Origin of the sequence: Teichococcus vastitatis, from assembly GCF_003604215.1 — a bacterium.
Taxonomy (GTDB): Bacteria; Pseudomonadota; Alphaproteobacteria; order Acetobacterales; family Acetobacteraceae; genus Pseudoroseomonas; species Pseudoroseomonas vastitatis.
The window spans coordinates 1-4,684 of the sequence record NZ_QXGS01000087.1; the positions used below are offsets into that span (position 1 = coordinate 1).

At 62.9% G+C, this 4,684-nt stretch carries 5 protein-coding genes; 3 read left to right on the plus strand and 2 right to left on the minus strand.

The features are described from left to right. Window positions 1-66: 66 nt before the first annotated feature. Window positions 67-417, minus strand: a complete 351-nt coding sequence (locus D2K64_RS26050) for a helix-turn-helix domain-containing protein (RefSeq protein ID WP_120010669.1) — start codon at window positions 415-417, stop codon at window positions 67-69. 68 nt (window positions 418-485) lie between these two features. Between D2K64_RS26050 and D2K64_RS22780 the strand changes: the two genes are divergently transcribed. Continuing rightward, the gene (locus D2K64_RS22780) at window positions 486-1,217 is read left to right on the plus strand and encodes a ketopantoate reductase family protein (RefSeq protein ID WP_238384388.1); all 732 of its coding nucleotides are present in this window, start codon (window positions 486-488) and stop codon (window positions 1,215-1,217) included. A 479-nt stretch (window positions 1,218-1,696) separates the two neighbouring features. Here the strand turns inward: D2K64_RS22780 and D2K64_RS22785 are convergent, their stop codons facing one another. Continuing rightward, window positions 1,697-2,134: a hypothetical protein gene (locus D2K64_RS22785; protein ID WP_120010670.1), complete on the minus strand. Its 438-nt coding sequence runs from the start codon at window positions 2,132-2,134 to the stop codon at window positions 1,697-1,699. A gap of 413 nt (window positions 2,135-2,547) precedes the next feature. On the opposite strand from D2K64_RS22785, the gene D2K64_RS22790 reads away from it, so the two are divergent. Next, window positions 2,548-3,276 carry a calcium-binding protein gene (locus D2K64_RS22790; protein WP_162306243.1) on the plus strand — a complete coding sequence of 243 codons (729 nt, stop codon included), beginning with the start codon at window positions 2,548-2,550 and terminating at the stop codon, window positions 3,274-3,276. A gap of 437 nt (window positions 3,277-3,713) precedes the next feature. Beyond that, a complete protein-coding gene (locus D2K64_RS22795; protein ID WP_120010672.1) occupies window positions 3,714-4,469 on the plus strand; it encodes a carbonic anhydrase in 756 nt (251 codons plus the stop codon). Window positions 4,470-4,684 lie beyond the last annotated feature (215 nt).

Genomic DNA, 4,684 nt, shown 5'->3' on the forward strand with positions numbered 1-4,684 from the left:
CCGCCGCGATCCCGCCGCCTATCTGGCCATCCTGGAACAGCAAGCTTGCCAGCTGATTTTGCCGGCCTACTTTTTTTTGAAGGTGATCGCCCGCGCAGCGAAGAAGCGCCAGAGCGTGCCAATCCCAGCCGAGAGGCCGCGCTCGTCATGCAGCCGCTGCTGCATCTCGCGCAGGGTGATGAGGGGCTTGGCAGCGACCAGATCGAGCAGAAAATTGGCCTGTCCATCGAGCTTGGAGCCTTTAGGCTGCCCCTGACGGCGCGCCGCCCTCTCACCCTCATCCCGCGCCCGCCGCACCCAGACAATGGCGGTTGCCACGCCCACTCCAAAATGCGCCGCCGCCTGCCGTGCTGACATCCCTCGCGCCGTTGCGTCGAGAACACGCGTCCGGAGATCCTGGCTGTAGGCTCGGGCCATCCTTCCCTCCCTCGCAGAAGGGAAACCGAATCACGCTTCGCCGCAGAAGGGAATCCTCTTCTGAATCGGTGAAAGCGAAAACCGCTCTAGGTGCGGCGATCGAGGCGCTCCGCCCGGCGGTGGATGCGCGCACTGCCGTCCTGCCCATCCTGAACGGTCTCTCCCATATCCAGCTATTGGAGGAGGCGTTTGGAACTGAGCGCGTGCTAGGCGGACTGGCCATCATTCAGGCAACTCTGACGCTCTCCGGCACGGTGCGCCACCTCGCCCCGTTCACGTCGGTTACCTTTGGCGAACTGGATGGACGTCTCTCCGAGCGCATCCAGGCCTTACAGACAGCCTTAGCCGGCACGCCCGTGAAGGCGGAGGCAGTGCCCGATATCTGCGGCCGGATGTGGGAAAAGCTCGTGTCGATCGGCACCCTGGCCGGGGCCACCGTCCTCATGCGTGGCAATCTGGGTGAAATCGCCCGCGCGCCAGATGGCGCAGCATGGCTGGAGCGGCTGTTGATGCGCAACGTGGCGATCGCCGCGGCCAATGGCCATCCAGTGCGTCCTGAGGCGTTGGAGGGCATGATCCTGCCCTTCTTCCGCCGCGAGGTGCCTGGAAGCGAGGGCGCCACGGCCTCGATGCTGCGCGACCTTGAGGCCGGCGCGCAGACCGAGGCCGACCACATCCTCGGTTTCCTGCTCGAAGCGGCGCGGCGCGGCGGCGTGCCCGACGAACTGCACGAGGCGGCTTACCTGCATACACAGGCCTATGAGGCCCGTCGTGCCGCTGGCAGGCTGCCGCATCCTTAAGGTGGCGAGGCAGAAAGCCGAGGCCGTGACGGGCGGCCGCGCTGCTCGGCAGGCTTGCCGACACTCCGAGATACCCGTTGCCGTGACGAAGCATTCGGTGCCACGAGGCGGTAGATTGTGTATTTCAATAATCCGCCCTTCCAGGACGGCCTCATACTACCTTCGCCTGTTGATGACCGGTGGCTAACCGTCACGGAGATGGCGGACATGCAGAGCGTCCGGATAGACTGACGACTCCAGGCAGGTTCGGTTCCCTTCCTTTGCTATCGCCGCGCGCCGCATGCCTGAAGCATAACCCCCTCCTCCAGCCACCCTGACATGCCCGGCGCTGTGCTCCAGCACCATCGCCTGTAACTGCCGCCGTACAGGCGGTTTCATGCCGCACCAGGAAAGCGCCGGCAATATATCGCGCTGCCGTGCTCCAGAGCTTGAGCGTCCCGCCTGCCTTGCGGCCTCATGCCAGTCGCCGGCGCCGCGGATCATATGTGAAAGCGGCGGAAGATTTTGCCGAACTCTTCGTTCCAGCTTTCCAAGGTCGCTTCCACGACTTTGCGGCCGGCAATGGTGAGCTGGAAATCGGTCTCGCCCGCCCTCTCGATCAGGCCGAGCGCCTTGACCTCGCCGAGGTAGCGGCGGGACGTATTCGGCCTGACCCCGTCTATGGCGCCGCTATCGGAGCTCCCCGCATCCACATCCCCAATGATATCGGCCCGGCTCACCCGGCCGCCTTCGAGATAGGCGATGGACAGGATGAACCAGTAGTACATGTAGTTCGGGTTCTTCCACTTTTCCACGCTCGTGGCACCGCGCCCGCCCTGTAGCCTTGCAAGGGGAGTCTCTCTCCGGATGTTCTCCTGCCAGACCTTGAACTGGCTGTTGGTGATCCGGATCAACTCCTTGGCTTCCGCGGGGTCCATTCGTTGCATCTACTTTGATCGAAATCGCGCAGCAGTGCGCGGGTAGTTGGTCTAGCAGATCGTTGCGATTTCGATCAACAGGCTTTCGCGCATTGGAAATCCGGGTCAAGCCCAGGTGCATGAGGGCCAGATTGCCGCCCCACAGCTTGGCAAAGAGACGCAGAGATGTGGCTGTTCCAACCTTCCGCATGGCAGACGCCCGCGCGCCATTGTTCCGCGGCCAAGCGCGACCCTACGGGGGGGCGAGTGGACCACCCGCTCGTTTCAGGTCCTCGCGGGACGTCGCTCGGCCGACTGAACGGCTAAATCTCTAATCGGCGCCGTAACGAGTTTTTTATTTCCGTAAAACTGAAGATCATTAGAAACAGCGTCCGCGGATCATCGTCCGCAGCAAAGAGGAAATGGCAGTAATCATGGCGAATTATTATGGTTCCGCAGAAAGCGATGTGATCGTTGTTGCTGAAAGCACGTCTGACGACGTCATTCTGGGCAATAGCGATTACCCCGCAGAATGGTCGTTTCCGCGCGACAACAATATTCTAATCGCAGGCTCGGGCAACGACACGATCCGCGGCGGGCATGGCCACGATCTCATCACGGGCGGGGCGGGTAACGACACAATCATGGGCTTCGGTGACGGCTATGCGCCTTCCTATGCCGCCTATCTGGCCATGGCAGCCCTCGACTATTCGGACCTCATCGACGGCGGGGCGGGCGACGACAAGATCGACGGCGGCGGCGGAAATGACACGCTGCTCGGAGGCACGGGTCAGGACGTCATCCAGGGCGGAGCCGGCAACGACCTGATGTACGGGGGCGCAGGCGACGACTGGCTGCGCGGCGGTGTCGGCGGCGACCGCATGTGGGGCGGCGAGGGAAGCGACCTCTTTGTCTTTAACTTCAGCAGGGAGGGTGCTGACAACGGGGTGGGGCCTGGACAGCGTGACGTGATCGAGGACTTCAACCTCGCCGAGGACAAGCTCGACTTCTACGGCTATGCCAGCCTGGAGGATGTGCGCGATTTCCAGATGAGCGAGACAGCCAGAGGCCTGCTGTTCGAGCTCGAGTACGCGGGCAGTGAGCGCGAGATCGAACTGGTTGGCCTGCGGCTGTCCGATGCCGATTCCATCGTGCTGATCTAGCAAGATCCACCCGGAGGGCGGGCGGTGTGGTGCGCCGCCCGACGCGGCACCGTCAAGCCGGAACAGAACGTGGCTCTTCGCCGCCAGAAGGTACCGGCATGGAGCCAAACTCCGCCACCAAGATTGGCTTTGTCATTGTAGCCGCCTTGCAGGGCCTCGCTGGATTGACGGAGCTCCGTTCACACGTAAGCGCGGACGAGCAGAACATCATGGAAGACCAGGTCGAGGACTCTTCCCGACACGCATCGCAGCTCCCGTGGTGCCGCCAAGCACCGATCGTATGGCCGATTGAGCAAGGGCGGCCATTGAGGGGCCGTTAGCGGCGATCCGCCGCCTCCAATCCCTGACTATTTCTTAGCCCGTCTGCCCAGTGGGCCGACGATCAACATAACCTGCGGGGGCGATCGCCGATCCCGCGATTGATTTGGAAACCGACGATGCATCACTTATCCTGCCTGTGCTGTGGCGGAACGCCTCATGCCTTTCCGGCTCTGGCCCGCCGTAGCTTCCTGGCGGGCGGGGTAGCCGCCAGCCTTGTTGCCACTGCCCTGCCCCGCCGCGACGCCCTGGCCGCCAACCCTGTGCCACAGACCGCGCTGACGCCCGACCAGGCACTGGCGGTGCTGAAGAAGGGCAATGACGAGTACATGCATGAAGCGCCCTACAGCTTCGCCCATGGCCGCGAGCGCAGGGTTGAACTTGCCACGGGCCAGGCTCCTTTCGCGGTGCTGGTCGGCTGCTCGGACAGCCGTGTCCCGCCCGAGCTACTGTTCGGCAGGGGCCTAGGCGAGCTCTTCATCGTGCGCAATGCTGGCAACACGGTCGATACTGCAGCCTTGGGCAGCGTCGAGTACGGCGTTGGCGTGCTGGGCTGCCCGTTGGTGGTTGTTCTGGGTCATGAGGGATGTGGTGCGGTGGCCGCGGCACTGGATTTGATGGAGCGCAACACGAGCTATCCCGGAGTTATCGGAGAGATGGTCCAGCCCATCATTCCTGCTGTTCTCTCGGCGCGCAACGCGAGCGGTAAGGTGTCGCTGGACGACGCCGTGATCGCCAATACTCGCAGGGTCGCCACCCGCCTGAAGACTCAGAGCCCCATCTTGCAGGCCGCAATTCGCCAGCAGAAGCTCAGGGTTGTTGCCGCCCGGTACGATCTAGACGATGGCGACGTCCAGTGGTTCGAAGACATTTGATCAGAGCCTCTGTTCCTGCGTTTCCGCCTGAACCTTTAGATGGTGCTGCTGAGGCTGTGGCCATCTTCATTTTGGGCGGGAGTGCGATGGTGCGCGTGGTGCTGGTGAGCCGTGCCAAAGCGGCATCGACTGAACGGTCCTAGTGTCCTGATCGCGAAATTCCTAAGATCATGGGAATGGTGGTAGGAGGCAGCGATGGGCAAACCTGCGGTGTC

Bases quoted from the DNA above. Each gene is read 5' to 3' on its own strand.
- D2K64_RS26050 (WP_120010669.1), bottom strand. From the start codon at position 417: ATGGCCCGAGCCTACAGCCAGGATCTCCGGACGCGTGTTCTCGACGCA.
- D2K64_RS22785 (WP_120010670.1), bottom strand. From the start codon at position 2,134: ATGGACCCCGCGGAAGCCAAGGAGTTGATCCGGATCACCAACAGCCAG.
- D2K64_RS22790 (WP_162306243.1), top strand. From the start codon at position 2,548: ATGGCGAATTATTATGGTTCCGCAGAAAGCGATGTGATCGTTGTTGCT.
- D2K64_RS22795 (WP_120010672.1), top strand. From the start codon at position 3,714: ATGCATCACTTATCCTGCCTGTGCTGTGGCGGAACGCCTCATGCCTTT.